23 protein-coding genes are annotated in these 26,551 nt (G+C 71.3%); 11 read left to right on the forward strand and 12 right to left on the reverse strand.

Going from position 1 to position 26,551, the window contains the following annotated elements; translation table 11 throughout:
• Positions 1-37: 37 nt before the first annotated feature.
• A complete protein-coding gene (gene argS / locus ACWCSV_RS19125) occupies positions 38-1,816 on the reverse strand; it encodes an arginine--tRNA ligase (RefSeq protein WP_451143637.1) in 1,779 nt (592 codons plus the stop codon).
• 168 nt (positions 1,817-1,984) lie between these two features.
• Here argS and lysS point away from each other — a divergent pair, with 168 nt between their 5' ends.
• A complete protein-coding gene (gene lysS / locus ACWCSV_RS19130) occupies positions 1,985-3,739 on the forward strand; it encodes a lysine--tRNA ligase (protein WP_451143639.1) in 1,755 nt (584 codons plus the stop codon).
• 231 nt (positions 3,740-3,970) lie between these two features.
• On the opposite strand, the gene ACWCSV_RS19135 is transcribed toward lysS, so the two are convergent.
• Positions 3,971-5,587 (reverse strand): DUF2637 domain-containing protein, encoded by a 1,617-nt coding sequence (locus ACWCSV_RS19135; RefSeq protein WP_451143641.1) that lies wholly within the window; start codon positions 5,585-5,587, stop codon positions 3,971-3,973.
• 299 nt (positions 5,588-5,886) lie between these two features.
• Here ACWCSV_RS19135 and ACWCSV_RS19140 point away from each other — a divergent pair, with 299 nt between their 5' ends.
• On the forward strand, positions 5,887-6,420 hold the full coding sequence (locus ACWCSV_RS19140) for a hypothetical protein (protein WP_451143643.1): 534 nt from the start codon (positions 5,887-5,889) through the stop codon (positions 6,418-6,420).
• Positions 6,421-6,438: 18 nt separating this feature from the next.
• Here the strand turns inward: ACWCSV_RS19140 and ACWCSV_RS19145 are convergent, their stop codons facing one another.
• Complete coding sequence (locus ACWCSV_RS19145; protein WP_451143645.1) at positions 6,439-7,368, reverse strand: DUF3558 domain-containing protein; 930 nt, start codon at positions 7,366-7,368, stop codon at positions 6,439-6,441.
• Positions 7,369-7,606: 238 nt separating this feature from the next.
• Positions 7,607-8,476, reverse strand: a complete 870-nt coding sequence (locus ACWCSV_RS19150; RefSeq protein ID WP_451143647.1) for a DUF3558 domain-containing protein — start codon at positions 8,474-8,476, stop codon at positions 7,607-7,609.
• A gap of 242 nt (positions 8,477-8,718) precedes the next feature.
• Between ACWCSV_RS19150 and ACWCSV_RS19155 the strand changes: the two genes are divergently transcribed.
• Complete coding sequence (locus tag ACWCSV_RS19155) at positions 8,719-9,912, forward strand: RtcB family protein (RefSeq protein WP_451143649.1); 1,194 nt, start codon at positions 8,719-8,721, stop codon at positions 9,910-9,912.
• Between the two features lie 48 nt (positions 9,913-9,960).
• Here ACWCSV_RS19155 and ACWCSV_RS19160 read toward each other — a convergent pair whose 3' ends face one another.
• The 4 genes from ACWCSV_RS19160 to ACWCSV_RS19175 all read right to left on the reverse strand — a co-directional run bounded on the left by ACWCSV_RS19160 (position 9,961) and on the right by ACWCSV_RS19175 (position 12,774).
• Positions 9,961-10,719 (reverse strand): SDR family NAD(P)-dependent oxidoreductase, encoded by a 759-nt coding sequence (locus ACWCSV_RS19160; RefSeq protein ID WP_451143651.1) that lies wholly within the window; start codon positions 10,717-10,719, stop codon positions 9,961-9,963.
• Positions 10,720-10,878: 159 nt separating this feature from the next.
• Positions 10,879-11,646 carry a Mut7-C RNAse domain-containing protein gene (locus tag ACWCSV_RS19165; protein ID WP_451143653.1) on the reverse strand — a complete coding sequence of 256 codons (768 nt, stop codon included), beginning with the start codon at positions 11,644-11,646 and terminating at the stop codon, positions 10,879-10,881.
• 60 nt (positions 11,647-11,706) lie between these two features.
• Positions 11,707-12,003, reverse strand: a complete 297-nt coding sequence (locus ACWCSV_RS19170) for a hypothetical protein (protein ID WP_451143655.1) — start codon at positions 12,001-12,003, stop codon at positions 11,707-11,709.
• Between the two features lie 180 nt (positions 12,004-12,183).
• Positions 12,184-12,774 (reverse strand): hypothetical protein, encoded by a 591-nt coding sequence (locus tag ACWCSV_RS19175; RefSeq protein ID WP_451143657.1) that lies wholly within the window; start codon positions 12,772-12,774, stop codon positions 12,184-12,186.
• A 284-nt stretch (positions 12,775-13,058) separates the two neighbouring features.
• On the opposite strand from ACWCSV_RS19175, the gene hemL reads away from it, so the two are divergent.
• Positions 13,059-14,366, forward strand: a complete 1,308-nt coding sequence (gene hemL / locus ACWCSV_RS19180) for a glutamate-1-semialdehyde 2,1-aminomutase (protein WP_327177267.1) — start codon at positions 13,059-13,061, stop codon at positions 14,364-14,366.
• Entirely contained in the window at positions 14,363-15,055 is a 693-nt protein-coding gene (locus ACWCSV_RS19185) for a histidine phosphatase family protein (protein WP_451143659.1), read from the forward strand. Before hemL ends, ACWCSV_RS19185 begins: the two co-directional genes overlap by 4 nt.
• 82 nt (positions 15,056-15,137) lie before the next feature.
• Here ACWCSV_RS19185 and ACWCSV_RS19190 read toward each other — a convergent pair whose 3' ends face one another.
• The 3 genes from ACWCSV_RS19190 to ACWCSV_RS19200 all read right to left on the reverse strand — a co-directional run bounded on the left by ACWCSV_RS19190 (position 15,138) and on the right by ACWCSV_RS19200 (position 18,610).
• Positions 15,138-16,319, reverse strand: coding sequence for a PP2C family protein-serine/threonine phosphatase (locus ACWCSV_RS19190; protein WP_451143661.1), 1,182 nt, complete (start codon positions 16,317-16,319; stop codon positions 15,138-15,140).
• Positions 16,320-16,510: 191 nt separating this feature from the next.
• Positions 16,511-17,818 (reverse strand): PP2C family protein-serine/threonine phosphatase, encoded by a 1,308-nt coding sequence (locus ACWCSV_RS19195; protein ID WP_451143663.1) that lies wholly within the window; start codon positions 17,816-17,818, stop codon positions 16,511-16,513.
• Between the two features lie 288 nt (positions 17,819-18,106).
• Positions 18,107-18,610 carry a MarR family winged helix-turn-helix transcriptional regulator gene (locus tag ACWCSV_RS19200; RefSeq protein WP_451143665.1) on the reverse strand — a complete coding sequence of 168 codons (504 nt, stop codon included), beginning with the start codon at positions 18,608-18,610 and terminating at the stop codon, positions 18,107-18,109.
• A 235-nt stretch (positions 18,611-18,845) separates the two neighbouring features.
• Here ACWCSV_RS19200 and ACWCSV_RS19205 point away from each other — a divergent pair, with 235 nt between their 5' ends.
• From ACWCSV_RS19205 to ccsB, 5 genes are all read left to right on the forward strand, one after another.
• Positions 18,846-20,150, forward strand: a complete 1,305-nt coding sequence (locus tag ACWCSV_RS19205; RefSeq protein ID WP_451143667.1) for a hypothetical protein — start codon at positions 18,846-18,848, stop codon at positions 20,148-20,150.
• Positions 20,151-20,217: 67 nt separating this feature from the next.
• On the forward strand, positions 20,218-20,829 hold the full coding sequence (locus ACWCSV_RS19210; RefSeq protein WP_451143669.1) for a TlpA family protein disulfide reductase: 612 nt from the start codon (positions 20,218-20,220) through the stop codon (positions 20,827-20,829).
• 4 nt (positions 20,830-20,833) lie between these two features.
• Positions 20,834-21,595, forward strand: coding sequence for a cytochrome c biogenesis CcdA family protein (locus ACWCSV_RS19215; protein WP_451143671.1), 762 nt, complete (start codon positions 20,834-20,836; stop codon positions 21,593-21,595).
• 6 nt (positions 21,596-21,601) lie between these two features.
• Positions 21,602-23,386: a cytochrome c biogenesis protein ResB gene (gene resB / locus ACWCSV_RS19220; RefSeq protein ID WP_451143673.1), complete on the forward strand. Its 1,785-nt coding sequence runs from the start codon at positions 21,602-21,604 to the stop codon at positions 23,384-23,386.
• Positions 23,383-24,465, forward strand: coding sequence for a c-type cytochrome biogenesis protein CcsB (gene ccsB, locus ACWCSV_RS19225; RefSeq protein ID WP_451143675.1), 1,083 nt, complete (start codon positions 23,383-23,385; stop codon positions 24,463-24,465). The genes resB and ccsB overlap by 4 nt, the downstream gene beginning before the upstream one ends.
• 79 nt (positions 24,466-24,544) lie before the next feature.
• On the opposite strand, the gene ACWCSV_RS19230 is transcribed toward ccsB, so the two are convergent.
• On the reverse strand, positions 24,545-25,861 hold the full coding sequence (locus tag ACWCSV_RS19230; protein ID WP_451143677.1) for an aldehyde dehydrogenase family protein: 1,317 nt from the start codon (positions 25,859-25,861) through the stop codon (positions 24,545-24,547).
• Positions 25,862-26,050: 189 nt separating this feature from the next.
• On the opposite strand from ACWCSV_RS19230, the gene ACWCSV_RS19235 reads away from it, so the two are divergent.
• Positions 26,051-26,491, forward strand: coding sequence for a MarR family winged helix-turn-helix transcriptional regulator (locus ACWCSV_RS19235; protein ID WP_451143679.1), 441 nt, complete (start codon positions 26,051-26,053; stop codon positions 26,489-26,491).
• Positions 26,492-26,551 lie beyond the last annotated feature (60 nt).

Below are 26,551 nucleotides of genomic sequence, written 5' to 3' on the forward strand. Positions count from 1 at the left end.
CCGTCAGAGGCGCTCGGGCGTCCGTGGCACCAGGACGTCAGAGGCGCTCGGGCGTCCGGATGCCCAGCAGCTCCATGCCCGTGTGCAGGGTGCGGGCGGTCAGCTCCACGAGGAAGAGCCGGTTCTCGACGACCTCGGGGGCGTTGTCGTCGCTGAGGACCTGGCACTGGTCGTAGAACGTCGTCAGGTGCGAGGCGAGCTGGTAGAGGTACGCGGCCAGCTTGTGGGGCTCGTAACCCGCCGCGACCTCGTCCAGGGTCTCGCCGAACCGGTCCAGGTGCAGACCGAGCGCACGCTCTGCCGGGGCCAGCTCCAGCTCCGGGTGGGCGGCGGGCTTCGCGTCGCCGGCCTTGCGGAGGATCGAGCGGATACGGGCGTAGGCGTACTGGAGGTAGACCGAGGTGTCGCCGTTGAGCGAGACCATCTGGTCCAGGTCGAACTTGTAGTCGCGCACGGCGGACGTGGACAGGTCGGCGTACTTCACCGCGCCGATGCCGACGTACCGGCCGTTCTCGACGATCTCCTCCTCGGAGAGGCCCACCTTCTCGGCCTTCTCCCGCACCACGGCCGTCGCCCGGGAGACCGCCTCGTCGAGGAGGTCCTCCAGCCGTACGGTGACGCCCTCACGGGTCTTGAACGGCTTGCCGTCCTTGCCGAGGACCGTGCCGAAGGCCAGCTGGTGCGCCTTGACGTCCTCGCCGAGCCAGCCGGCCCGGCGGGCGGTCTCGAAGACCATCTTGAAGTGCAGCGACTGCCGGGCGTCCACGACGTACAGCAGGGTGTTCGCCTTGAGGTTCTGCACCCGGTCGCGGATCGCGGAGAGGTCGGTCGCCGCGTAGCCGTAACCGCCGTTGGTCTTCTTGACGATCAGCGGGACCTGGTTGCCGTCCGGGCCCTTCACGTCCTCGAAGAAGACGCAGAGCGCCCCCTCGGAGCGCACGGCGACGCCGGTCTCCTCCAGGATGCGGCAGGTCTCCTCCAGCATGTCGTTGTAGCCCGACTCGCCGACGATGTCCGGGTCGGAGATCTCCATGTCGAGCTTGTCGAAGACGGAGTAGAAGTAGACCTTCGACTCGTCCACGAACCGCTGCCACATGGCGAGCGTCTCCGGGTCACCGGCCTGCAGCGCGACCACCCGGTCCCGGGCGCGGGCCTTGAACTCCTCGTCGGTGTCGAAGAGCGCGCGGGACGCCTTGTAGAGCCGGTTCAGCGAGGACATCGCGGCCTCGCCCGCCGAAGCGGCGTCGGCGCTCTCGTGGCCCAGCTGGTCCGGGTGCTCGACGAGGTACTGGATGAGCATGCCGAACTGGGTGCCCCAGTCGCCGATGTGGTGGCGCCGGACCACGGACTCGCCGGTGAACTCCAGGATGCGCACCATCGCGTCGCCGATGACCGCCGACCGCAGGTGGCCGACGTGCATCTCCTTGGCGACGTTCGGCTGGGCGTAGTCGATGACCGTCGTGCCCGCGTCCGGCGCGGCCGGCACACCGAGGCGGCCCTCCGCGTCGGCGGCCCGCTCGGCGAGCGTCCGGAGGATCGCCCGGTCGGTGAGGGTGATGTTGAGGAAGCCGGGCCCGGAGACCTCGATCTCCTTGATCAGCTCGCCCGCCGGGATCGCGGCCGTGACCTGCGAGGCCAGCTCACGGGGGTTGCCCTTGAGCTTCTTGGCCAGCGCCAGGATGCCGTTGGCCTGGAAGTCGGCCCGGTCGCTTCGTCGCAGCAGCGGGTCGGCGGCGCCGGCGTCCGGCAGAGCTGCCGTCAGGGCGTCCGCCAGCTGCTGCTGGAGCGTGGAAGCGAGGGAAGGGACCGAGGCCATGTGCCGGCTGCCGTTTCCGTAGGGGGTAATGGGTTTCCCCAAGTATCCCACGGGCGGTGAGCGCGTTCGCAAAGCCATTTGAGCGCGCTCACAAAGCCCTTTTCGCGCTCCGCCGTGTACCTGGGAGAATGGCAGGGCCCCCGAAAGATTCCTGTACGAGAGAAGGGCGTGCCGACCGTGGCCGAGAGTCAGACAAGCACCGAGACCGACTGGGTCTCCCGCTTCGCGGACGATGTCATCGCCGAATCGGAGCGTCGTGCGCCTGGCAAACCGGTCGTCGTCGCGTCCGGCCTGTCCCCGTCCGGCCCGATCCACCTCGGCAACCTCCGCGAGGTCATGACCCCGCACCTGGTCGCCGACGAGATCCGCCGCCGCGGGTACGAGGTCCGCCACCTGATCTCGTGGGACGACTACGACCGGTACCGCAAGGTCCCGAACGGTGTCCCCGGCATCGACGCGTCCTGGGCCGAACACATCGGCAAGCCGCTGACCTCGGTGCCCGCCCCGGCCGGGTCCGCGTACCCGAACTGGGCCGAGCACTTCAAGGCCGCCATGGTCGAGGCGCTGGCCGAGCTGGGCGTCGAGTACGACCCGATCAGCCAGACCGAGCAGTACACCGCGGGCGTCTACCGCGAGCAGGTCCTGCACGCGATGAAGCACCGCGCGGACATCGACGCCGTCCTCGACCGCTACCGGACGAAGAAGGACCCGGCCGCCGCGGGCAAGGGCAAGCAGCAGCAGAAGAAGATCGACGAGGCCGAGCTGGAGGCCGCCGAGGGCTCCGGCGCGGCGGACGAGGACGACGGCGGCGGCAGCTCCGCCGGGTACTTCCCGTACAAGCCGTACTGCGGCAACTGCGGCAAGGACTTCACCGTCGTCACCTCCTACGACGACGACACCACCGAGCTGAACTACACCTGCTCGGAGTGCGGCTTCGCCGAGACCGTGCGGCTCAACGAGTTCAACCGCGGCAAGCTGGTCTGGAAGGTCGACTGGCCGATGCGCTGGGCGTACGAGGGCGTGATCTTCGAGCCCAGCGGCGTGGACCACTCCTCGCCGGGCTCCTCGTTCGTCGTCGGCGGCCAGATCGTCCGCGAGGTCTTCGACGGCGTCCAGCCGATCGGCCCGATGTACGCCTTCGTCGGCATCTCCGGCATGGCGAAGATGTCCTCCTCCAAGGGCGGGGTGCCGACCCCGGCCGACGCCCTGAAGATCATGGAGGCGCCGCTGCTGCGCTGGCTGTACGCACGCCGCAGGCCCAACCAGTCCTTCAAGATCGCCTTCGACCAGGAGATCAACCGGCTCTACGACGAGTGGGACTCCCTGGAGCGCAAGGTCGCCGAGGGCACCGCGCTCCCGGCGGACCTCGCCGCCCACGGCCGCGCCGTCCGCACGGCCGCCGCCGAACTGCCGCGCACCCCGCGCCCGCTGCCGTACCGCACGCTGGCCTCCGTCGCCGACATCACCGCCGGCGCCGACGACCAGACCCTGCGCATCCTCAGCGAGCTCGACCCGGAGAACCCGCTCACCTCGCTCGACGCGGTACGCCCCCGCCTCGACCGCGCCGAGAACTGGATCACCACCCAGGTCCCGGCCGAGGCCCGCACGATCGTGCGCACCGAGCCCGACGCCGAACTCCTCGGCTCCCTCGACGAGCAGGGGCGCGAGTCGCTGCGCCTGCTGCTGGAGGGCCTGGACAGCCACTGGTCGCTGGACGGGCTCACCACGCTCGTCTACGGCGTGCCGAAGGTGCTCGCTGGCCTTGAGCCGGACGCCAAGCCGACGCCCGAACTCAAGGTGGCCCAGCGGTCGTTCTTCGCACTGCTCTACCGCCTGCTGGTCAGCCGGGACACCGGCCCGCGCCTGCCCACCCTGCTCCTCGCCGTCGGCGCGGACCGGGTGCGGGTGCTGCTCGGGGCATAAGCACAGCTAGGACGTGAAGGAGGGGCCGCCACCCGGAGTGATCCGGGTGGCGGCCCCTCCTCCGCTGGGTTGTGTCCGCTCTTCACGGGTTCGGGTGCGCGCTCCCCGTCGACACGGTGATCACCGCAGGCGTTCGCTACGGAGAGGGCGGACCGCACGCGCGGTGCGACGCCCGACGCCCGAACCCCGACGCCCGACGCTCAACTCCGACGCCCGGCTTCCGCTTCCGGCTCAGGCGATGTGGTCGGCCGCGAGCTCCGCGTCGAACCGCTGCTTGAACTCCGGCATCAGGCGGCGCAGCAGGGCTGCGCTGCGCGGGTGCTGGACGTTGTGGCCGTCGGCGAGGTGGATGCCGAGGACGTCGACGCTCGGGTAGCCGCTGTTGGTCCGGACGAAGGTCCGGAAGACCTGGTAGGCGATCTCGGCGTATTCGGCGTCTTCCGCGTTCTCCGCCTCGGTGGTGACCCGTGCGGCCCGCTCCGCCTGCTCGTTGGCCTCGCGCTCGGCCTCCCGCACGGTCTCCTCGGCCTCCTGGACCGCCTCCCGCGCGTCCTCGTCGGCCTGCGAGCCGCCCTGCGGCCCGGCCTCCGGCTGGTGTCCGGGCTCCTGCTGCCCGGCGCGCGGGTGCGGGACGGCGCCGATGGTGCCCACGTTGCCGAGCGGGCGGGTCCGGCCGCCGGGGCCGGTGGGCACCTGGGCGGGCGTGCGCTCGAAGGTGTCCTCGTAGAAGGGGTCGTAGTCGCCCTGGTACGGCTGGTCCGCCGGCTGCCCCGCGAACCACGGGCTGGTTTGCGCGTCCTGGTCGGGGTCCTCCGGCGCCCAGTCGCCGCGCTCCTGCTGCTGGGTGTCCTGCGGGTACGGCCCCTGGGGGTACGGGTCCTGCGGATACGCGTCCGGCGGGACGTCCTCGGGGGCGTACCCGTCCGGCGCATACCCGTCCTGGGCAACGGAGTTCCGCTGCCGCTGCTGAGGGAGGGACGCGCGCGGGGGGAGGCCGCGCTGCTGCGGGTGGGGCGCACCGCCCTGCCGGCGCTCCACGTCCTGCGCGTGCTCCGTGCTCTGCCGGTCCTGGTCGCCCTGCTGGTGCTGGCTGCCCTGCCGGTTCTGCTCCCCCTGGTACGGGACGAGTTCGGGCTTCGGAGCGGGCGGCAGCAGCACGGGCTCGATCCCGGCCGCCGCGAGCCCGGCCGGGGCGGTCTCGGCGAGCGGTACGCCGAACTTGGCGAGCCGCAGCGGCATCAACGCCTCGACCGGGGCCTTGCGCCGCCAGGTCCGGCCGAAGCGGGCCTGCAGCCGGGCCTGGTAGACCAGCCGGTCCTGTTCGAGCTTGATGACCTGTTCGTAGCTGCGCAGCTCCCAGAGCTTCATGCGCCGCCACAGCTTGAACGTCGGTACGGGGGAGAGCAGCCAGCGCGTGAGGCGCACGCCCTCCATGTGCTTGTCGGCGGTGATGTCGGCGATCCGGCCCACCGCGTGGCGGGCGGCCTCGACGGCGACGACGAAGAGGATCGGGATCACCGCGTGCATGCCGGTGCCCAGCGGATCGGGCCAGGCGGCGGCGCCGTTGAACGCGATGGTCGCGGCCGTCAGCAGCCACGCCGTCTGGCGCAGCAGCGGGAACGGGATGCGCATCCACGTCAGCAGCAGGTCCAGGGCCAGCAGCACGCAGATGCCCGCGTCGATGCCGATCGGGAAGACCAGGGAGAAGTTGCCGAACCCCTTCTCCAGGGCGAGTTCGCGCACGGCTGCGTACGAGCCCGCGAAGCCGATCGCGGCGATGACCACCGCTCCTGCGACGACGAGCCCGATGAGTACCCGGTGCGTGCGTGTGAGCTGCATCGCGGCCACCCGCGATCCCCTCCCCGACCTCTGTTCTCCGCCCGGCTTCTGACATCCGGTGGGGTCAGCCTGGCACATGTGTACGAGTCGTGATGCGCGGGGAGGCCGGGAGGGCCGCCCGGAGGGGGCTCAGAGGGGAGTCATGGATTCCGCAAAGAGGGCTCTGGGCTGCGACGTTGGCCCAGGGGCGATTTTCGGTCACGACTTGGGACCGGCCGGAGGGACCGGCCCTTCCCGGTCCTACGCTGAGCTCGCGACAGGGCGTCCGCGGCCCTCTCGGCCACTACGAGCAGGCCTGGTGATGACCCATGACCTCGGACGTCGTCTCCGTACGCCCCGGTGCCCGCCGCGCGTTGGCCCCCACCGCCATCCTCCTCGCGATCGAGGCGTTCAAGGCGTTCGTGAACGGCGGGGCGTTGCAGTGGTGGCTTTTCGGCGGCATGGCGGTACTGTTCCCGGCCGTCCTGATGGCCGTCCGCAGATGCGCCGTCACCGTCACCTCCCACACCGTCACCGTGCGGCAGCCCCTGCGGACCGTCTCCTTCCGTCTCGACCGGCTGCGTTCGGTGTCCGGCGGGCGTCCGCCGGACAAGAAACGTGGCGTGGAGGCGTTGAGGTTCGAGGGCGTCGGCGCGACCCGTACGTCGTTCGGCATGGCGTTCGTCTCCCCGGCCGACCGCCGACGCCTGGTCGCCGCCCTCACGGAGCGCACGGCGCCGGGCGTGGTGCGGTGGGACGCGCCGATGCGCGCCATGCTCGCCGAGGGCCGCCCGGACACACCTCCGGGGTCCGGCCCTCGGAAAGCAGCCGGACCCCGGAGCGGGACCCGCAAGACGTCCTGACCGGACGCCGTCCGGGCGTCAGGACTTCTTCGTCGCCTTGGGCGTCGCCTTCGCGGTGGCGTCCGAGTCGGAGTCCGCGTCGGAACCGGAGTCCGAGGCGGCGCTCTTGCCGCTGCTCGTCTTCGGGCTGTCGCTCTCGTCGTCGCCGCTCTTGCCGCTGCTGGTCTTCGGGCTGGAGCTGGTGGTGGCACTCGGGCTCGACGAGTCGTCCGTGGTGGTGCCGCCCGCACCGCCGACGGCCGCCACCGCCTCCTTCGCCGCGGTCTGGGCGCCCGCCAGGATGTCCGCGGCGGACGGGGCCTTGGCGCCCGCGTAACCGGTGCCGTTGTAGTTCACCGAGACGACGACGTTGGCCGTACGCACGACGACCGCGGCGTAGGAGAAGTCCTCGCTCGTCTTGTTCAGGGTGTACGTGACGGCGGTCGCCTGGTCGCCGATGCCGGAGACGGGTGCGGTCTCCAGCTTCTTGGCGCCGTCGACCGCCTGCGCCTTGGCGACCGACTTGGTGAAGTCGGCGGTCGCCCGGTCGGCGCCGCTGCCGAGGGCCTCGTCGGAGTCGTACCGGACGAAGCCGATGTCCAGCCAGTGGTAGACGGAGCCCTTGACGCCCTTGTCGTCCAGGCCGTTCCAGGAGCAGCTGCCCCGGGCGTCGTCGTCGGAGGACTTGCCCACGGTGCCGCCGGCCTTCTTCGCGGACGGGACGAGCTTCTTGACCGTCTTCGCGGAGAGCGCCTTGCACGGGTCGGGCAGCCCGGCGAACTTCGCCGGCTCCACGGTGGGGGTCGGTGAGGCTGAGGCGGCGGCGCTCGACGAGCCGGAGGCGGTGGAGCCGGTGCCCTTCTCCTTCGCGTCGTCGCCGGAGTCCGACGAGCAGCCGGCGGCGACGAGCATCACCGGGACGGCGGCGCAGAGGAGTATGCGGGACAGTCGCGGAGCTGATCGGTGCATGGTTCCTTCACTCGGACGGGACGGCGATCGCGGTCGTGCGGTCGGGCCGGCGTTCAGCCGTGCGGTCGTTCGTGCGCGGCTTTCGGGCGGGCGCCGTGCGGCGGTCGGTGTACGGGCGGGCGGTGGTGCGGGTGCGTGTTCCGAGGAGCCACCGTACGACGGACGCGGAAGCCGCGCGGCCACGGCGACGGCCCGCGACGGCCCCGGTGAGGGTCCTGCCGGCGCCCGCGGGAGCGGTCTATTCGTTGATGTTCTCGTCCAGCCCGCGGGCCAGTGCCTGGGCCTTCTCCTGGAGTTCCGCACTCTCGGGCACGTCGTCGGCGTCGGCATCCTGCTCGGCGTACCGGACGGTCACGACCACGTTCGATGTGCGGAAGACCACGCTGACGGTGCGACGCTGCGCCGCGGAACCTCCGCTTTCGAGCGAATCGTCAAGGAATGCGGCATTTCCGATGTTGTCGAGTACCCGGGGCGCGCGTTCGTCGGAGGCGTTGCCGCCGCTGTCGTCCCCGTCCGGGGTCGGTGACGCGGTCGCCGTCGGGGAGGTGGAGCCCTGCGGCGCCACTCCCGCCGCGTCGGACGCGGCCGGGTCCGACGGGGAGTCCGCCGAGGCGTCGGTGGAGGGGTCGGCCGAGTGGTCCGCCGAGTCGTCCGCCGAGGGGGACGAGGAGAGGGAGGGCGCGGGCAGGCCGACCGCCTCCGCCTTCTTCCCGTACACGGTGGCGGCGCTGTCCTCGTCGCTCACCGAGGGGTCGTAGGAGACGACCCGCTCGAAGTCGACCACCAGGGTGCGGGTCGAATCGGAGGTCCGCGCCTGCCAGCTGCAGCCCACCTTGCGGTCGGTGTCGTACGTGACCGAGGCCCGGCCCTCGTACGCCCTTTCCCGCTGGTCCTCCGGGAGCTCCGCCACACCCGGCAGGAGCTGCTTGAGCGTGTTCACGCTCACGGACCGGCAGGCTTCCGGCAGGGTCTGGTATTTGCCGGGGGGTGCGACGGAGACGGCCGGGGCGCCCGGCTTCGCGTCGGCGGTGGCGTCCTCGGTGCCCGAGCCCCCGGTGCAGCCGGCGACGAGCGCCGCGAGAAGCGCGATGCCGGGAACGTACGCCATGGGTCGCAAGGTCCCAGGCCCCCTTCGGTACGAAAACGAGTTGCCGCGCTACGGCGGCCGATGGACACAATGTGTATCGCACGTGCAGCTGTGCATGCCGGTCGGCCGAGATGTTTGCCGATCTTGGCACCGGTTTTGCGCTTTAAGTCTTTTGGGCCTTTTCGGGCCTCTTCTGCTGTCTGTCCTGTCGTCTGTTCTGCTGTCCGTCCTGCCAGGTCCTTGTCGGGGGAAATCGAGGGTTCATGTCGTACGTGGAGATGCCGGGAGCGCAGGTACCGATCCGGATGTGGACCGACCCCGCGTCGGTCGAGGACGTCGCGATGCAGCAGTTGCGCAACGTCGCGACCCTGCCGTGGATCAAGGGGCTCGCCGTGATGCCCGACGTCCACTTCGGCAAGGGGGCGACGGTCGGCTCGGTGATCGCCATGCACGGCGCGGTCTGCCCCGCCGCCGTCGGCGTGGACATCGGCTGCGGCATGTCCGCCGTCAGGACGTCCCTCACCGCGAACGACCTGCCGGGCGACCTCTCCCGGCTGCGCTCCCGCATCGAGGAGGCCATCCCGGTCGGGCGCGGGATGCACGAGGAGCTGGTGGACCCGGCCGGACTGACGGGGGCGGGAGCGGCGGACTGGGACGACTTCTGGAGCCGGTTCGGCGGGATCGCCGAGGAGGTGAAGTTCCGCCAGCAGCGGGCGGTGCGGCAGATGGGCACGCTCGGCGGCGGCAACCACTTCATCGAGTTCTGCCTCGACGAGGCGGGCTCGGTCTGGCTGATGCTGCACTCCGGTTCGCGCAACATCGGCAACGAGCTGGCCGACCACCACATCGGCATCGCCCAGAGCCTCCCGCACAACCAGGGACTCGTCGACCGCGACCTCGCGGTCTTCGTCGCGGACACCCCGCAGATGGCCGCCTACCGCAACGACCTGTTCTGGGCGCAGGAGTACGCCAAGTTCAACCGGGCCGTCATGATGGGGCTCTTCCAGGACGTGGTCCGCAAGGAGTTCCGCAAGGCCAAGGTCACCTTCGAGCCGGTCATCTCCTGCCACCACAACTACGTGTCGGAGGAGCGGTACGACGGTATGGACCTGCTGGTCACCCGGAAGGGCGCGATCCGGGCGGGCTCCGGCGAGTACGGGATCATCCCCGGGTCCATGGGCACCGGTTCGTACATCGTGAAGGGCCTCGGCAACGAGAAGTCCTTCAACTCCGCTTCGCACGGCGCCGGCCGGCGGATGAGCCGGATGGCCGCGAAGCGCCGGTTCACCACCAAGGACCTGGAGGAGCAGACGCGCGGCGTCGAGTGCCGCAAGGACTCCGGCGTGGTGGACGAGATCCCGGGCGCGTACAAGCCGATCGAGAAGGTCATCGACCAGCAGCGGGACCTGGTGGAGGTCGTCGCCAGGCTGAAGCAGCTGGTCTGCGTGAAGGGCTGAGACGGAGCACGCGCCCACAGGCCGGGCCTGTGGGCGCGCAGCCGCCGCTCAGAGCGTGCGGTGGACCTTGTAGTTGGACGCCTGGGCACGCGGGCGGACGACGAGGAGGTCGATGTTGACGTGGCTGGGGCGCGTCACGGCCCAGCCGACGGTGTCGGCCACGTCCTCGGCGGTGAGCGGCGCGTCGACGCCCGCGTACACCTTGGCGGCCTTCTCCTCGTCGCCACGGAACCGGTTGGTGGCGAACTCCTCGGTCTTCACCATGCCGGGCGCGATCTCGATGACCCGGACCGGCGTTCCGACGATCTCCAGTCGCAGCGTCTCGGCGAGCACGTGCTCGCCGTGCTTGGCCGCGACGTACCCCGCGCCGCCCTCGTACGTCCCGTGGCCGGCCGTCGAGGTCAGCACCACGACCGTGCCGTCGCCGCTCGCGGTGAGGGCGGGCAGGAGGGCCTGGGTGATGTTGAGGGTGCCGACGACGTTCGTCTCGAACATCTGGCGCCAGTCCGCCGGGTCCCCGGTGGCGACCGGGTCCGCGCCGAGCGCGCCGCCCGCGTTGTTCACGAGGACAGCGAGCGAGCGGAACGCGGTGGCGAACTCGTCGACCGCCGCGCGGTCGGTCACGTCCAGGGCGTACGCCGTCGCCTGGTGGCCCGCCGCGCCGATCTCCTCGGCCAGCGCCTCGATGCGGTCCTTGCGGCGCGCGGTGAGCACCACGCGGTAGCCCTCGGCGGCGAGCCGGCGGGCGGTTGCGGCACCGATGCCGCTGCTCGCGCCGGTGATGACGGCGATCGGGGTGGCGGCCATGACGAACTCCCTCGGACAGGTGACCGGTACGGGGCCAGGATAGGCAGAGGCGGACCCCGGGCTTTCGGCTGGATCAGGCCGGACCCCGGGCTTTCGGCTGGATCAGGCCGGACCCCGGGCTTTCGGCTGGATCAGGCCGGACCGGAAGGCCCCGGGCCCTCAGGCGGCGTCCGGCCCGCCGAACTCGCGCACCGCGTCCGCGACCACCGTCTCCAGATGCCCGTGGTGCGCGCCCCGCCAGTACACCCGCTCGCACACCGTGCACTGCGCGAACACGTCGTACGCCGCCTGCGTACCGTGCTCCAGCCGGTCGGCCACCGCGTCCTTGTCGGCCTCCCGCAGCGGCCCGTTGCACGCGGTGCAGCGCGACCACGGCACCAGGACCGGCGCGAAGCGCCCCAGCACGTCCCGGAGCTGCTCCTCGGGCCGGTCGCTGTACACGTACGCCCCTGCCCACAGCTCCCGCCTCCGCAGCAGCCCCCGGTCCCGCGAGAGCATCACCCGCCGCTCACGGGCGGAGAGCGCGGCCAGCGCGGGGTCGCCGATGTCCTCGCTCTCGTACGCCGCGTCGACGCCCAGCAGCCGCAACCGCCGCGCCAGCGTGCCCAGATGTACGTCCAGCAGGAACCGCAACGGCGCTCCCGGCACCCGCTGCGGACGCTCCACCGCGCGGACGACGAGGTGCTCCGCGGACCGCGGGACGTGCGACACCGGCACCACCGCCCCGTCCACCATCAGCGCTCCCGCCTCGGTGAGCGGCACGCCGAGCGACTCCACGACGTGCCCGAGGGTCGACACCCCGTCCGTCACCAGCGCGGTCACCCCCTTCCGCCGCTCGTGCGCGACGAACAACCGCAGCTCGGGGGCGACTTCGACGGTGATCTGCTGCTTGGCCGCGGGAGGCCCGGGCGCGGAAGGCTTGGTCACGGGCTCAGGATGTCACCGGGGAGGGCGGTGGAGCGAGGCGTTTCCGGTCCGGTACCGGCGTCAGACCTGCGGGGCCGAGCCGGAGGTGCGGGCCGAGGCCCGCGCGCCCGGGCCGGCCCCGTGGGGGTCCGCGCCCGGGACGGACGGGGCGTAGAGCGGCCCTAACGCCGCGTACGCGTCGGCGAGGATCTCCTCGGCCGTGACCAGCGTCCGTTCCTCGGCGAGCCGGAGCGCCTGGCGGGTGTACGGGGAGGGCGGGGCCGGGTGGCGTCGGCGCCACCAGCTCGCGCCCACGGCGTACGCGCCACTGGCGAGGGCCACGGCGGGGACGGACAGGATCGGCAGCACATCGCCCACGGCGGGACCTCCTACAGCGGATGTCCTCTTGTGTCGGCAGATTCCGGGGCCCGACTGGAGATCGTTCTTCGGCCAATTAATGGCCGGATGACTACTGATGGATGCGCAGGGCGCGCAGTCGCGCTCCGGTGCACCCGGGAGCGTTCCACTCCGGGGTCCACGCCCCGGTGCTTCCGTGCGTCAGGGCCACACCAGGCAGTAGGCCTGGTGGCCCGCGTCGTGCAGGCGGACGGAGAAGTCCTGCCACTCGTGGAGGAGGCGGTAGACGTTGAAGGCGTCGCGCGGGCCGCCCCGGTCGGGGACGGTCGACCATATGAAGGCCGCCGCGCCCACCGTCTCCTCGCCCACCTCACGCAGGGGGTCGACCACCGTCATCGGCAGCTTCACCACGGCGTAGTCGGGGTGGAGGACGACGAGCTCCAGCGGCGGGACCTGGTGCAGCGGGATCCCCTGTATACCGGTGAGGACCATGGCGGCCACCGTCTCCGGCTTGATCTTGGTGAACATGCCCCCCATGCCCAGCTCGTCGCCGCCCAGCTCCTCCGGGCGCATCGAGATGGGCACGCGTGCGGCGGTCGCCCCGTCCGGGGCGCCGAAGTACTTGTAGGTCACCCCCACCCGGCCACCGCTCCTGATTCCGGGACCGCTGCCGGCATCCGGTGCCGGTCTGCTGCCCTGTACGCGTTCAGCATCACGCCGGTGACGCCCACGCCGGGCAGGCTCGGGCCCCAGGCCGTCGGTGCCTTCGCCCACTCCGCCACCGCGATGCATATTTCATCCACCCGACTACTTCTTAGGAGACACAGCCCCACCGCGCAACCCGATCATCGTGTCAGTGACCTCCCCACCAGGCGTGCGGCGAAACACCTGCCCGCGAGTCCGCGCGCGCCTCTGACACCATGGCATGTGTGAGCTTTCCCCATGACGCCCCAGTTTCGCAGACGCGAGGGGGCTGACGCCCTTTCGTGATACGAGGAGTGCGCGCTCCTTGCTCACCGGTGGCCGCGATGTCCCCACCAGCCCTCCGACCCCCCGAATCGCAGATCAGGACCAAAGTGGCGTATTCATACGAAGCCCCAGTTTCACAGTCGCTCTTCGACCGCGCGTCCGTCGTGACACCCGGTGGCGTGAACTCACCGGTGCGCGCTTTCAACGCCGTAGGCGGTACGCCCCGGTTCATGGTGTCCGGCACCGGTCCGTACCTCACCGACGCCGACGGCCGCGAGTACGTCGACCTCGTCTGCTCGTGGGGGCCGATGATTCTCGGCCACGCCCACCCCGAGGTCATCGGCGCCGTGCAGGCGGCGGTCGCCCGCGGCACCTCCTTCGGTACGCCGGGTGAGGGCGAGGTCGCGCTCGCCGAGGCGATGGTGGCCCGCGTCGAGCCCGTCGAGCAGGTGCGCCTGGTCTCGTCCGGCACCGAGGCGACCATGTCCGCGATCCGGCTGGCGCGCGGCTTCACCGGCCGGGCCAAGGTCGTGAAGTTCGCCGGCTGCTACCACGGCCACGTGGACGCGCTGCTGGCCGCCGCCGGCTCCGGTGTCGCCACCTTCGCGCTGCCCGACACCCCCGGAGTGACCGGCGCGCAGGCCGGAGACACCCTGGTGCTGCCGTACAACGACCTGGAGGCCGTCCGCGCCGCCTTCGCCGCGCACCCCGGCGAGATCGCCTGTGTGATCACCGAGGCCGCCGCGGGCAACATGGGCGTCGTCCGGCCGGTGGACGGCTTCAACGCCGGGCTGAAGGAGCTGTGCGCGGCCGAGGGCGCGCTGTTCATCTCCGACGAGGTCATGACGGGCTTCCGTACCTCGAAGGCCGGCTGGTACGGCATCGACGGCGTCCGCCCCGACCTGATGACCTTCGGCAAGGTCATGGGCGGCGGCTTCCCGGCCGCGGCCTTCGGCGGCCGCGCCGACGTCATGGCGTACCTCGCCCCGGCCGGCCCGGTCTACCAGGCGGGCACCCTCTCCGGGAACCCGATCGCCACCGCCGCGGGCCTCGCGCAGCTGCGGCTGCTCGACGACGCCGCGTACGCGAAGGTCGACGCGGTCTCCGCCGAGCTCCAGGGCCTGGTCAGCGGCGCGCTCAGCAAGGAGGGCGTGGCGCACCACGTGTCCACGGCGAGCAACATGTTCTCCGTGTTCTTCACCGACGGACCGGTCCGGAACTACGCCGACGCGAAGAAGCAGGAGGCGTTCCGCTACACCGCCTTCTTCCACTCGATGCTGTCCCAGGGCGTCTACCTGCCGCCCTCGGCGTTCGAGTCCTGGTTCGTCTCCACCGCCCACGACTCCCGGGCCGTCGAGCGCATCGCCGACGCCCTGCCCGCCGCCGCCCGCGCCGCCTCGGAGGCCACCGCATGAGCGAGAACGGTTCCGCCCAGGACATCACCGTCGTCCACCTGATGCGCCACGGCGAGGTGCACAACCCGGAGGGCGTGCTCTACGGGCGCAAGCCCGGGTACCACCTCTCCGAGCTGGGCCGGAAGATGGCCGACCGGGTCGCCGAGCACCTGGAACAGCGCGACATCCGCCACGTCGTCTCCTCCCCGCTGGAGCGCGCCCAGGAGACCGCGACCCCGGTCGCCAAGGCCCACGGGCTCGACCTCGCCACCGACGCGCGGCTGATCGAGGCCGCCAACGTCTTCGAGGGCAAGACCTTCGGCGTCGGCGACGGCGCGCTGCGCAACCCGGACAACTGGAAGCACCTCACCAACCCGTTCAAGCCCTCCTGGGGCGAGCCGTACATCGAGCAGGTCGTACGGATGATGGGCGCCCTGGACGCCGCGCGCGACGCGGCCCGGGGTCACGAGGCGGTCTGCGTCAGCCACCAGCTGCCGATCTGGATCGTGCGCAGCTTCGTCGAGCGCCGCCGGCTCTGGCACGACCCGCGCAAGCGGCAGTGCACCCTGGCCTCGCTGACCAGCTTCACCTACCAGGGCGACAAGATCGTCTCGGTCGGCTACTCCGAGCCCGCCCGCGACCTGGTGCCCGCGCACCTGCTCGCCGGGGCGAAGCCGGTGAAGGGGAAGTCGAAGGCGTTCGGCGCCTGAGGCGTACGGGAGAGCACTGATCCCGGGGGCGGGCCACGCCAGGTGGCCCGCCCCCGGGATCGTTCGTTCCGGGCGGGGCCGGTCAGCCCTCGGGGCCGCCCTTCGCGCCGAACCAGTCGAGGCAGACGACCAGGGCGTCGTCCTCCGGCTCCGCGTCGCGGTGCTCGGCCAGGGCCAGCAGCACGGCCCTCGGTACGGACGGTGCGTGCAGCAGGCCGGCCGCCTGGATGGCCCGGGCGAGCGCCCGTTCGCCGTACGACTCTCCGGCACGGTTGTCCGCCGCGTAGACGCCGTCGCTGACGAAGACCAGCCGGTCTCCCGGCAGGACCTGGAACTCCTGGACGACGTAGGCGGTCTCGTCGAACATGCCGAGCGGCAGCTGCGCCTCCAGATCGATGCGTTCCACGGTCCTGCCGCGTCTGCGCCAGAGCTGCGGCGACCCGGCGTCCACCACCTGGACGTTGCCGGTGGCGAGTTCGAAGGTGAGCAGCAGTGTCGACACGTGGGACGCGCCCCGGTACTCGGCGTACAGCGCCTGGTCGGCGAGGGCCGCCTGGTCCGCTATGCCGATGCCGGCCCGGCGGGCGTTGCGCAGGGCGTTCACGGCCAGGTTGGTGAGGAGTGACGCCTCGATGCCCTCGCCCATGCCGTTGGTGACGGTGAGGGTGAGGGTGTCGGCGGTGGTGGACCAGTCGAAGTTGTCGCCGTGGATGGCGTACGCCGGTTCCAGCTGGGCGCCTATGGCGTACTCGGGCCGCGAACACGCCCGGGCGGGCAGGAGCTGCCACTGCATCTCGGCGGCGAGGGTCAGCCGGTTGACCCGGCGGGCCTGGAGATAGAGGTCGGTGTCCCGCTCGGCGACGATGATCTCGTGGCCGAGGAGCTGGGCGATCTCGGTGAGGTCGTGGACGGCGGCGGTCGTGCGCCGGTGCCGGGGGAGCGTCACGTCGAGGATGCCGAGGCGGTCGCCCCGGACGGTCACCGGCAGGTGCAGTACGACCGAGTCGTCCCGCCCCGGGGCGGTGCGCTCGTACGGCGTCTGGCTGCCGAAGGCGCGGCCCTCCGGGCTGCCGTTCACCGGTACCGGGCCCTCCGGGCGAGCCGGGGCGTCGACCGGCTGGAGCACCGTCAGGCTGTAGTCGGCCATCAGCAGCTCGATGTCCGTGGCGCCGTAGTGCTCGGCGAGTGCGGCGCGCGCTGCCTCCACCAGGGCGTGCGGCGCGGCGGTACGCAGGGCGCGTTCCACGGCCAGGTAGTTCGTCACAGTTGGTCGGCTTTCTTCACCAGGGTGCTGCTCGGGGGCGAGCAGAGTAACGGGACCAGGGGGTGTCCGGCGGGCCGGTGCCGGGCCCTTCGCGCCGCGCCCCTCCGACGGCGGAGCGGGGGAGCGGCGGCCGGAGCCTGCGCGTCAGCGGGTACGGGCGGGGCGGAGCGCCGGCGGCACGGGCGTCGCCCTCACGCGGTGTCCGTCCAGCCGAGGTGGAGTACGGCCACGTCGTCGGCGAGTCCGCCGCTGTCGGCGGCGAGCTCCTCGCACCGCTGGACGACCGCGTCCACGAAGTCGTCGGCCGGCAGGTGGTGGGCGTACTCCCGCGCGATCTCCACGAGGCCCTCCTCCCCGAGGCGTTCGTACCCCTTGCCGGTGCGGCCTTCGATGAGGCCGTCGGTGAAGAGCGCGAGCCGCGTCCCCCGGGGCGCCGCCAGGACGGTCACCGGCCAGTGCGCGCGGCCGGGCAGCAGGCCCAGTATGGGGCCGCCCGGCACCTCCTCCAGGCGGACCGGGCCGTCCGGCGGACGCACCAGGAGCCCCGGGTGGCCGGCGCGCATGACCTCCACGTGCGGAGTGCCGGCCGCCCGGCTGAGCGTGGTGAGGGTGGCGAAGATCTCGGGACCGGAGCGCTCGGCGACCAGCATCTGTTCCAGCAGGTCCAGCAGCCGCTGGCCGCGCGCCCCGGAGAGGATGAAGGAGCGCCACGCGACCCGCAGGCACACCCCGAGGGCGGCCTCGTCGGGTCCGTGGCCGGAGACGTCGCCGACGACCGCGTGCGTGGTGCCGTCGGGTGTCTGGACGACGTCGTAGAAGTCGCCGCCGAGCAGCGTCTGCGCGCGGCCGGGGCGGTAGCGGGAGCAGACCTGGGCGGTGTCGTCGAGGAGCAGCGGGGTGGGCAGCAGGCCGCGTTCGACCCGGCTGTTTTCCGCGGCGAGCAGCCGGCTCTCCCGGAGGTCGGCGGCGGCGCGCTCGGCGCGCTTGCGCTGTATCGCGTAGCGGATGGCCCGTACGAAGAGCTCGGCGTCGAGGCGGCCCTTGATCAGGTAGTCCTGGGCGCCGCCGGAGACCGCGGCGAGGCCGGAGTCCTCCTGGGCGAGCCCGGTCAGGACGACGACGGCCGTGTCCGGCGAGCGGGAGAGGATCGTCTCCAGCGCGCCGAGTCCCTGGGAGTCGGGCAGGTGGAGGTCGAGCAGGACGCACTGAGGGGTGTCCCGGTCGAGGGCGTCGAGCGCCTCCGCGAGGGTCCGCGCCCAGGACAGGTCGATGGCGACGCCGCTGTCGGCGACCATCTCCTCGACCAGCAGGGCGTCCCCGGGGTCGTCCTCGATCAGCAGGACGCTGGGCCCGTCGCCGCTCCACAGGTCGAAGCCCGGGGCCTCGCCGGTGCGGCCGGCGGGGAGGGCTGCGGTACGGGGCGCGGCGGTGCCGGTGCGCGACGGCTCGGGAGAACTGCCGTCACGAGGTGCGAGGACGGTGGGGGGCAGGGTGCCCAAGGCGCTGTGCCTCCTCTCACCATGGACCGGCCGGCCATGGGGCCGCACGATGCGACCGCGACGAGACTAGAGGTAATAGTTGTTCACTGACAACAATTGCAGGAAGGAAACATCCCTGGTCGGGGCGGTGCGGGATGAATCGGTGCATTCCCTGTCCCGCCACGGCGCCGGGGGGAGGGCCCGCCGGGCCCGGACGGGGCGGTGTTTCCGCGGGGCGGGAGTGGTGCCGTTCGCCGGTCGCCTTCCGCGGGAGGTCCCCCGGGCGGCTCCGGGTGGTCCCGGGCGGTCTCAGGCCGGGTTGGCCAGCCAGGCGGGTGCGTCCGGCTCGTATCTCTCCCCGTCGATGACCTCGGCGGCGGCGTCCCGGAACGCCGCGAGCCCCTCGCGCAGTGCTTCGGCCGCTTCGGGCTCCATCGCCGCGAGCACCAGGGACACCTCCCGCACCTGGCCGGCCCTGATCTCCTCCAGCAGCGCCCGGCCGGGCCGGCTGAGGTGCAGCTCTATCTCCCGGCGGCTGGCCGGACTCAGGCGCCGCTCGACGAGGCCGGCCGCTTCCAGCCGGTCGCAGAGACGGCTCGTCGCGGGCGGGGTCGACCCCAGCGCCTCGCCCAGGGCCCGCATGTTGCCGCCCTCGCGGCGCTCGATCGCCAGCAGCGCGCGCAACTGGGACGGGGAGGTGGGACCCGCCGGAGTCTTCGCCTGGGCTCTTCCCCAGAGAACCGCGAGCAGACTCGTCACCTCGGACGCGGTACGGGCCACTTCTTGGGGGGACGACGGCCGGCGCGGGAACATCGCTCCACTGTGCCACCCCTGCGGCGCCGTTGTCAGCCCGCGCGGCCCCCGGGTGGATGGCCGAAAGGCCTCGGGGCCGTCCCGCACAAGAGGAGCCGGTGTGGAGACCCGGTGAGGGTCCGGTCGTGTGGTGAAAATCGGATAATCATAGGAACCATCGCGTCGCTCCTTCCATCTCAGCCATAGGCAGTTTGTATGGACATGAGACAAAAGGACCGTCGATGGGGACGTGGACGTGAACCAGAAACATGCGAACAACATCAACCGGAGGGGACTGCTGGGAGCGGGTCTGGGAGCCGCGGCCGCCGCGGGAATCGCGGGCTGCGGCTCACTCGGTTCCGGGAGCGGGGCGCACCAGGGGCCCGGGAAGAGCTCCGGGGGCGCCGCCGGTACGGCTCCCGACCACGGCGCGCACGCCGGCGGAGAGAAAGAGCACGGCAAGGGGGCCGCGAACAGCGGCGTACGGCTGATCGGAGACGGTTCCACCTCCGACACCGGAAGGCAGCCGAAACAGCCCGACGCGCCCGTCCCGCTCGAACCCGGCCAGACTCCCCCGCAGTTCGTGATCTTTTCCTGGGACGGGGCGGGCGAGGTCGGCAACGGCCTTTTCCCGCGCTTCCTCGAACTCGCCCGGGAACACGACGCCGCGATGACCTTCTTCCTCTCCGGCATCTATCTGCTGCCCGAGTCGAAGAAATCGCTCTACCAGCCGCCCAACAATCCGCGCGGCGCCTCCGACATCGGCTATCTCACCGACGACCACGTCCGGCAGACGCTGCGGTACGTGCGCGAGGCATGGCTCGACGGCCACGAGATCGGCACCCATTTCAACGGCCATTTCTGTGCCGGTGGAGGGTCGGTGGAGAACTGGACCCCCGCGCAGTGGCACAGCGAGATCAATCAGGCCGTCTCCTTCGTGACGCAATGGCGCACCAACAGCGGCTGGGAGAAAGTCGAACCGCTGCCTTTCGACTACCGCAAGGAACTCGTCGGCGGACGCACTCCCTGCCTTCTCGGTCAGGAGAACCTGCTGCCGACCGCGAGCAGGCTCGGCTGGCGCTACGACGCGAGTTCGCCGGGCGGGGTGCAGATGTGGCCGGAGAAGCGGCTCGGCGTATGGGATCTCCCGCTCCAGGGAATCCCGTTCCCCGGCCACACCTTCGAAGTCCTCTCCATGGACTACAACATCCTCGCCAACCAGTCGCAGAATTCGACCCGGGGCATGCCCTCGCGTTATCCGGAATGGCGTGAGCAGGCGGCCAGTTCCTATCTTGCCGGATTCCGCAGGGCGTACGAGTCGAATCGCGCACCGTTCTTCATCGGGAATCACTTCGAGGAGTGGAACGGCGGCATCTACATGGACGCCGTGGAGGAAGTGATCAAGGAGGTCGCCGGACAGCCGGACGTACGGCTCGTCTCGTTCCGCCAGTTCGTGGACTGGCTGGACGTCCAGGACCCGGCAGTTCTGGCGAAGCTCCGTACGCTGGAGGTCGGTCAGGCGCCCGCAGGTGGCTGGAACGCTTTCTTTAAGCAGGCCTGACAAGGGGCTTTACGGGCACCGAGGGGGGTGCCCAAGATCTCCGGATCTGCCATGCGAAACTTTTCACATGAGCCATGGCCGCGCACCCCGACGCCGCTTCACCCTGCTCGCCGCCACGACCGCCGTCGTGGCCGGTGCCCTGACCCTGTCCGCCTGCGGCGGGGACGACATCAAGTCGGGCGGGGGCGGTGACACCAACTTCGTCACCGGCAGCGGCGGTATCTCGACCGTGGCCCTGAAGGACCGCCGGGCCGCCCCGGTGCTCGACGGCACCACGCTGGAGGGCAAGAAGCTCGACGTCGCCGCCTACAAGGGCAAGGTCGTCGTCGTGAACGTCTGGGGATCGTGGTGCGGCCCCTGCCGGGCGGAGGCGAAGCACTTCGCCGCTGTCTCCAAGGAGACCACCGGCCAGGGCGTCCAGTTCGTGGGGATCAACACCCGCGACACCCAGAAGGACGCCGCGCTGAACTTCGAGGCGGACGCGGACATCACGTACCCGAGCCTCTACGACCCGGTCGGCAAGCTCATCCTCCGCTTCCCCAAGGGCACCCTGAACCCGCAGACGATCCCGTCGACCGTGGTCATCGACCGCGAGGGGCGCATCGCCGCCCGCACCCTCCAGGCGCTCGACGCGGAACAGCTGCACAAGATGATCGACCCGCTGATCGCGGAGAAGTGACCCGGTGACCACCCTCGCCGCCGCCACGTACAACGAGACGGTCTTCAACGGTGCGCTGCTGGCCGCCGTGCCGATCGCGCTGCTCGGCGGTCTCGTCTCGTTCTTCTCGCCCTGCGTCCTGCCGCTGGTCCCCGGCTACCTGAGCTACGTCACCGGCGTCAGCGGCACCGACCTGGCGAACGCCCGGCGGGGCCGGATCGTGGGGGGCGCCTCCCTCTTCGTGCTCGGCTTCACCGCCGTGTTCGTGTCGGGCGGCGCGCTCTTCGGCTACTTCGGCCGCAACCTCCAGGAACACAGCGAGAGCCTCCAGAAGGTCCTCGGCGTGCTGATGATCCTCATGGGGGTCTTCTTCATGGGGCTGATGCCGTGGATGACCCAGCGCGAGTTCCGCATCCACCGCAGACCGGTCACCGGGCTGTGGGGCGCGCCGCTGCTGGGCGCCCTCTTCGGGATCGGATGGACCCCCTGCCTCGGCCCCACGCTGAGCACGGTGTCCATGCTCGCCTTCGATCAGGGCACCGCCGAGCGCGGGGCACTTCTGACCGTCGCGTACTGTCTGGGACTCGGTGTCCCGTTCGTCCTCGCCGCCGTCGCCTTCCGTAAGGCGCTGGGAGCATTCGGCTGGGTCAAGCGCCACTACGCATGGGTCATGCGCATCGGGGGCGTCATGATGATCGCGACCGGCATCCTTCTGCTGACGGGGCTGTGGGCCACGTTCATGCAGGACGTGCAGGGCTGGTCCGACGGTTTCACTGTGGGGATCTGAGTTCCATTGAGCAAGCTGAACACCACTGACGAGCGCGACGCCGCGCGCGCCGACGAGCAGGACACCCGGGAGCTCGGCGACGCCGGGGCGCAGCTCTCCACCGCACCCGTGGAGGAGCGTGCCGACCGCGAGGCCGGGCTGCCCGCCATGGGCGTCATCGGCTGGATCCGCTGGTTCTGGCGCCAGCTCACCTCGATGCGGATCGCGCTGATCCTGCTCTTCCTGCTGTCGCTCGGCGCCATCCCCGGCTCGCTGATCCCGCAGAACAGCGTGGACCAGCTGAAGGTGCTGACGTTCAAGAACGCGCACACCACGGTCACCCCGGTCTACGAGAAGCTCCAGCTCTTCGACGTCTACAGCTCGGTGTGGTTCTCCGCGATCTACATCCTGCTGTTCGTCTCGCTCATCGGCTGCATCCTGCCGCGCAGCGTCCAGTTCGTGGGCCAGCTGCGCAGCCGCCCGCCGCACGCCCCGAAGCGCCTCACCCGGCTGCCCGCGTACACGACCTGGCGTACGGAGGCCGAGCCCGAGCAGGTCCGCGAGGCCGCGCTCGCGCTGCTGCGCAAGCGGCGGTTCCGCACCCAGGCGGAGGGCGACGCCGTCGCGGCGGAGAAGGGGTATCTCCGCGAGGCCGGCAACCTGGTCTTCCACGTCGCGCTCATCGTGATGCTGGTGGCCTTCGCGGTCGGCGCGCTCTTCCACTTCCAGGGCGGCAAGCTCGTCACCGAGGGCGACGGTTTCGCCAACACGATGACGCAGTACGACGACTTCGACAGCGGATCGCTGTACGACAGCGACTCGCTCGCGCCGTTCAGCTTCACCCTCGACGACTTCGTCGGCACGTACGAGAAGACCGGCCCCCAGCGGGGCACGGCCCGTACCTTCGAGGCGCGGGTGACGTACGCCGAGGGCGCGTACGGCAAGGACAAGAAGGGCGTCATCAAGGTCAACGAGCCCTTGGTGATCGACGGAACCAAGATCTTCCTGATCTCGCACGGCTACGCCCCGGTCGTCACCGTCAGGGACGGCAAGGGCAAGCAGATCTTCAAGGCCGCCGTGCCGCTGCTGCCGCGCGACGCCAACATCACCTCGTCCGGTGCCATCAAGGTCATGGACGGCTACAAGGACAAGAACGGCAAGCGGGACCAGCTCGGTTTCAACGCGTTCTTCGTACCGACCTTCGCCGGCGCGGGCAGCGGGACGATGCTCTCGCAGTTCCCCGGCGCGGAGAACCCGGTGCTGGCGCTCAACGCGCTGCACGGCAGCCTCGGCGTCGACTCCGGACTCCCGCAGAACGTCTACCAGCTCGACACGTCCAAGCTGAAGCCCTTCAAGGACGCGGACGGCAACGACCTGAAGCAGCGGCTCGCGCCCGGCGAGACCATGCGGCTCCCGGACGGTGCCGGCTCCATCACCTTCGACGGTGTCGAGGAGTGGGCCAGCTTCCAGATCTCCGAGCGGCCCGCCGCCGGCTGGGCGCTCGGCGGGGCCATCGCCGCCATCGCCGGACTCGCCGGTTCGCTCTTCATCCAGCGCCGCCGCGTCTGGGTGCGGGCCGTGCGCGGGGCCGACGGGGTGACCGTCGTGGAGATGGCCGGACTCGGCCGCAGCGAGTCCGCGAAGCTGCCCGAGGAACTGCTCGGCCTGGCGGTGGCGCTGAACGACGTGGCGCCGACCGCACCTGATCCGCAGCCCGGCCCCGAACAGGGGCCGGAGACCGACTCCGCGGCCGAACCCGGCCCCGGTCCCGACGTACCTGCCGCAGAAACTGCCGAAGGGGCTGAGAAGTGAATCTCGCCGCCGCCGCCAACGAGAATCTGGCGCACACCAGCAATGTGCTGATCTATTCGTCGATGGCCGTCTACACCCTGGCCTTCCTCGCGCACATCGCGGAATGGGTGTTCGGCAGCCGCAGCAAGGTCGGCCGTACGGCCGCCGCGCTCGACGCCGGGGCCGCCGCCCAGTCCTCGGTGAAGGTCCAGGTCACCAAGGCCGGCGGTGCGACCGCCGTACTGGAACGCCCGAAGGTGGTCACCCGGTCCGCCGCCGGGACCCGGGACGTCCCGGACGGCCCCGGTGCCTCCGGAGGTACCTTCCAGGGCGACCTGTGGGGCCGGATCGCGGTCTCGATGACCGTGCTCGCCTTCCTCGTGCAGGCGGGCGGCGTCGTTGCCCGCGCGCTCTCCGTGGAGCGCGCCCCCTGGGGCAACATGTACGAGTTCTCGATCACGTTCTCCACGGTCGCCGTCGCCGCCTACCTGATCCTGCTCGTGCTGCGGAAGAACGTCCGCTGGATGGGTCTGCTGCTGGTCACCGTGGTCCTGCTGGACCTCGGCATCGCCACCACCGTGCTCTACACGGACAGCGACCAGCTGGTGCCGGCGCTCCACTCGTACTGGCTGTGGATCCACGTCTCCACCGCCATCATCTGCGGCGCGGTCTTCTTCCTCGGCGCGGTCGCCACGCTGCTCTACCTCTTCCGCGACAGCTACGAGAAGAAGGTCGAGAACGGTGAGACGCCGGGCCGGTTCGCCCAGTCCGTCCTGGACCGGCTGCCCTCGGCGGCGACGCTCGACAAGTTCTCGTACCGCGCCAACGCGGCCGTCTTCCCGCTCTGGACGTTCACGATCATCGCGGGCGCCATCTGGGCCGGCCAGGCCTGGGGCCGCTACTGGGGCTGGGACGCCAAGGAGACCTGGTCGTTCATCACCTGGGTCGCCTACGCCTGCTACCTGCACGCCCGCGCGACCGCCGGGTGGAAGGGCCGCAAGGCCGCCTACCTGGCGCTCATCGCCTTCGGCTGCTGGCTGTTCAACTACTACGGCGTCAACATCTTCATCACCGGCAAGCACTCCTACGCCGGGGTCTGACGCCCACCACGCGCAACGGCCGCCCGCCCCTCCCGTACGTTCCGGGGGGGAGCGGGCAGCCGTTTTTCGGTACCGGGGATCAGCCGAGCGGGGTGTCCAGGACGGCCTTGCGGTGGGTGAAGGTGTCGATCGAGTAGGGGCCGTGGTAGCTGCCCATGCCGCTCTCGCCGACCCCGCCGAACGGCAGGTCCGAGACGGTCAGGTGGGCCAGCGGCAGGCCGATCCCGACGCCGCCCGAGGAGGTCTCGTTCAGCAGCCGCTCGCGGGTCTCGGCCGACTCGGTGAAGGCGTAGAGCGCCAGCGGCTTGTCCCGGTCGTTGATGAAGCCGATCGCCTCGTCCAGGCCCGCCACGGTGAGGATCGGCAGCACCGGGCCGAAGATCTCCTCGCCCATCACCGGCGCGTCCGGGGCGACGCCGGCGAGCACGGTCGGCGCGATGTACTTCGTGGCCCGGTCGTGGGTGCCGCCGGTGACCGTGCGGCCGGAGTCCAGCAGGCGCACCAGGCGGTCGAAGTGGCGCTCGTTGATGATCCGGCCGTACTCCGGGGAGGCCGAGGGGTCCGTGCCGAACTGCGCCTCGACGGCGGCGGCGAGCGCGTCCGCGAGGGCGGCGGCGGTCTCCGGGTCGGTGAGGACGTAGTCGGGGGCCACGCAGGTCTGGCCGGCGTTGAGGAACTTCCCCGAGGCGAGCCGCTGCGCGACCGTCCTGAGGTCGGTGCCCCGGTCCACGAAGACCGGGGACTTGCCGCCCAGCTCCAGCGTCACCGGGGTGAGGTGCTTCGCGGCGGCGGCCATCACGATCCGGCCGACCGTGCCGTTGCCGGTGTAGAAGATGTGGTCGAAGCGCTGCTCCAGCAGGGCTGTCGTCTCCTCCACCGCGCCCTCGACGACGGCGACCGCGTCGGTGTCCAGGAAGCGGGGGAGCAGCCGGGCCACGGCGGCGGAGGTGGCGGGGGCCAGCTCGCTGGGCTTGGCGATCACGCAGTTGCCGCCCGCCAGCGCGCCCGCGACCGGGGCGAGCAGCAGCTGCGCCGGGTAGTTCCAGGGGGCGATGACCAGGACGACGCCGAGCGGGTCGCGCACCGTGAGCGCGGTGGCCCCGGCGGCGGCGAGCCCGGCGTGCACGGGGGCCGGTTCGGGGCGCAGCCACTCTTCGAGGTGCTCCAGGGTGTGGTCGATCTCCCGGACGGTGAAGTCGATCTCGGTCCGGTAGGACTCGGCGCGGCTCTTGCCGAGGTCGGCGCGGAGCGCGTCGGCCAGCTCGTCGCCGTGCTCGGTGAGCAGGGCGCGCAGCCGCTCCAGCTGGTGGGTGCGCCAGGCCAGGTCCTTCGTACGGCCGGTGCGGAAGGTGGTGCGGAGGCGGGCGGCGACGTCGGCCGGGGACTCGGCGGGCATGGGGGCTCCCTACTGCGGGGCGTCTCGATATCAGGAAGTTGACATCGTCAAGCAACACATTTCATGTAACGACCAGAAGTTGAGTAAGTCAAATAATCGGAACGCGGCGTACGGTGGATGTCCGCACCGCCCGCCCCTGCGCCTCTCTCCCCGCTCGCTCCCGCGCCTCTGCCCAAGGATGACCACCCCATGCCCCCGGAACCGGCACCCCGCGCCGTCCCCACCCCGGACGACCTGCTGGAGCCCCTGGCCGTCGTCGTGCGAGGACATTCCGACGACCTCACCGCCGTCGCCGCCCGCCACGGCCTGAGCAGCGCCCAGGCCCGCGCCCTCGTCGCGCTCGACGCCCCCATGCCGATGAGCGCCCTCGCCCGCCACCTCGTCTGCGACGCGTCCAACGCCACCGGGCTCGTCGGCCGTATGGAGGCCCGGGGCCTGCTCGTCCGCACCCCCGCCCCCGGCGACCGCCGCTCCAAGGTCGCCTCCCGCACCCCGGAGGGCACCGAGCTGGCGCACCGGATACGCGCCGAGATGCGCGTGGTGCACGGCGCGCTGGACGCGCTCACCCCGGAGGAACGCACCGCGCTGCTGCCGCTGCTGGAGCGTCTGGGCGGGCTGCTGAGCCCGTGAAACGCCGAAGCCCGCGCAGGTCCGACGGACGGCCCGCGCGGGCTTCGTACGGCTGACGGC

Source organism: Streptomyces sp. NPDC001770, assembly GCF_053596135.1.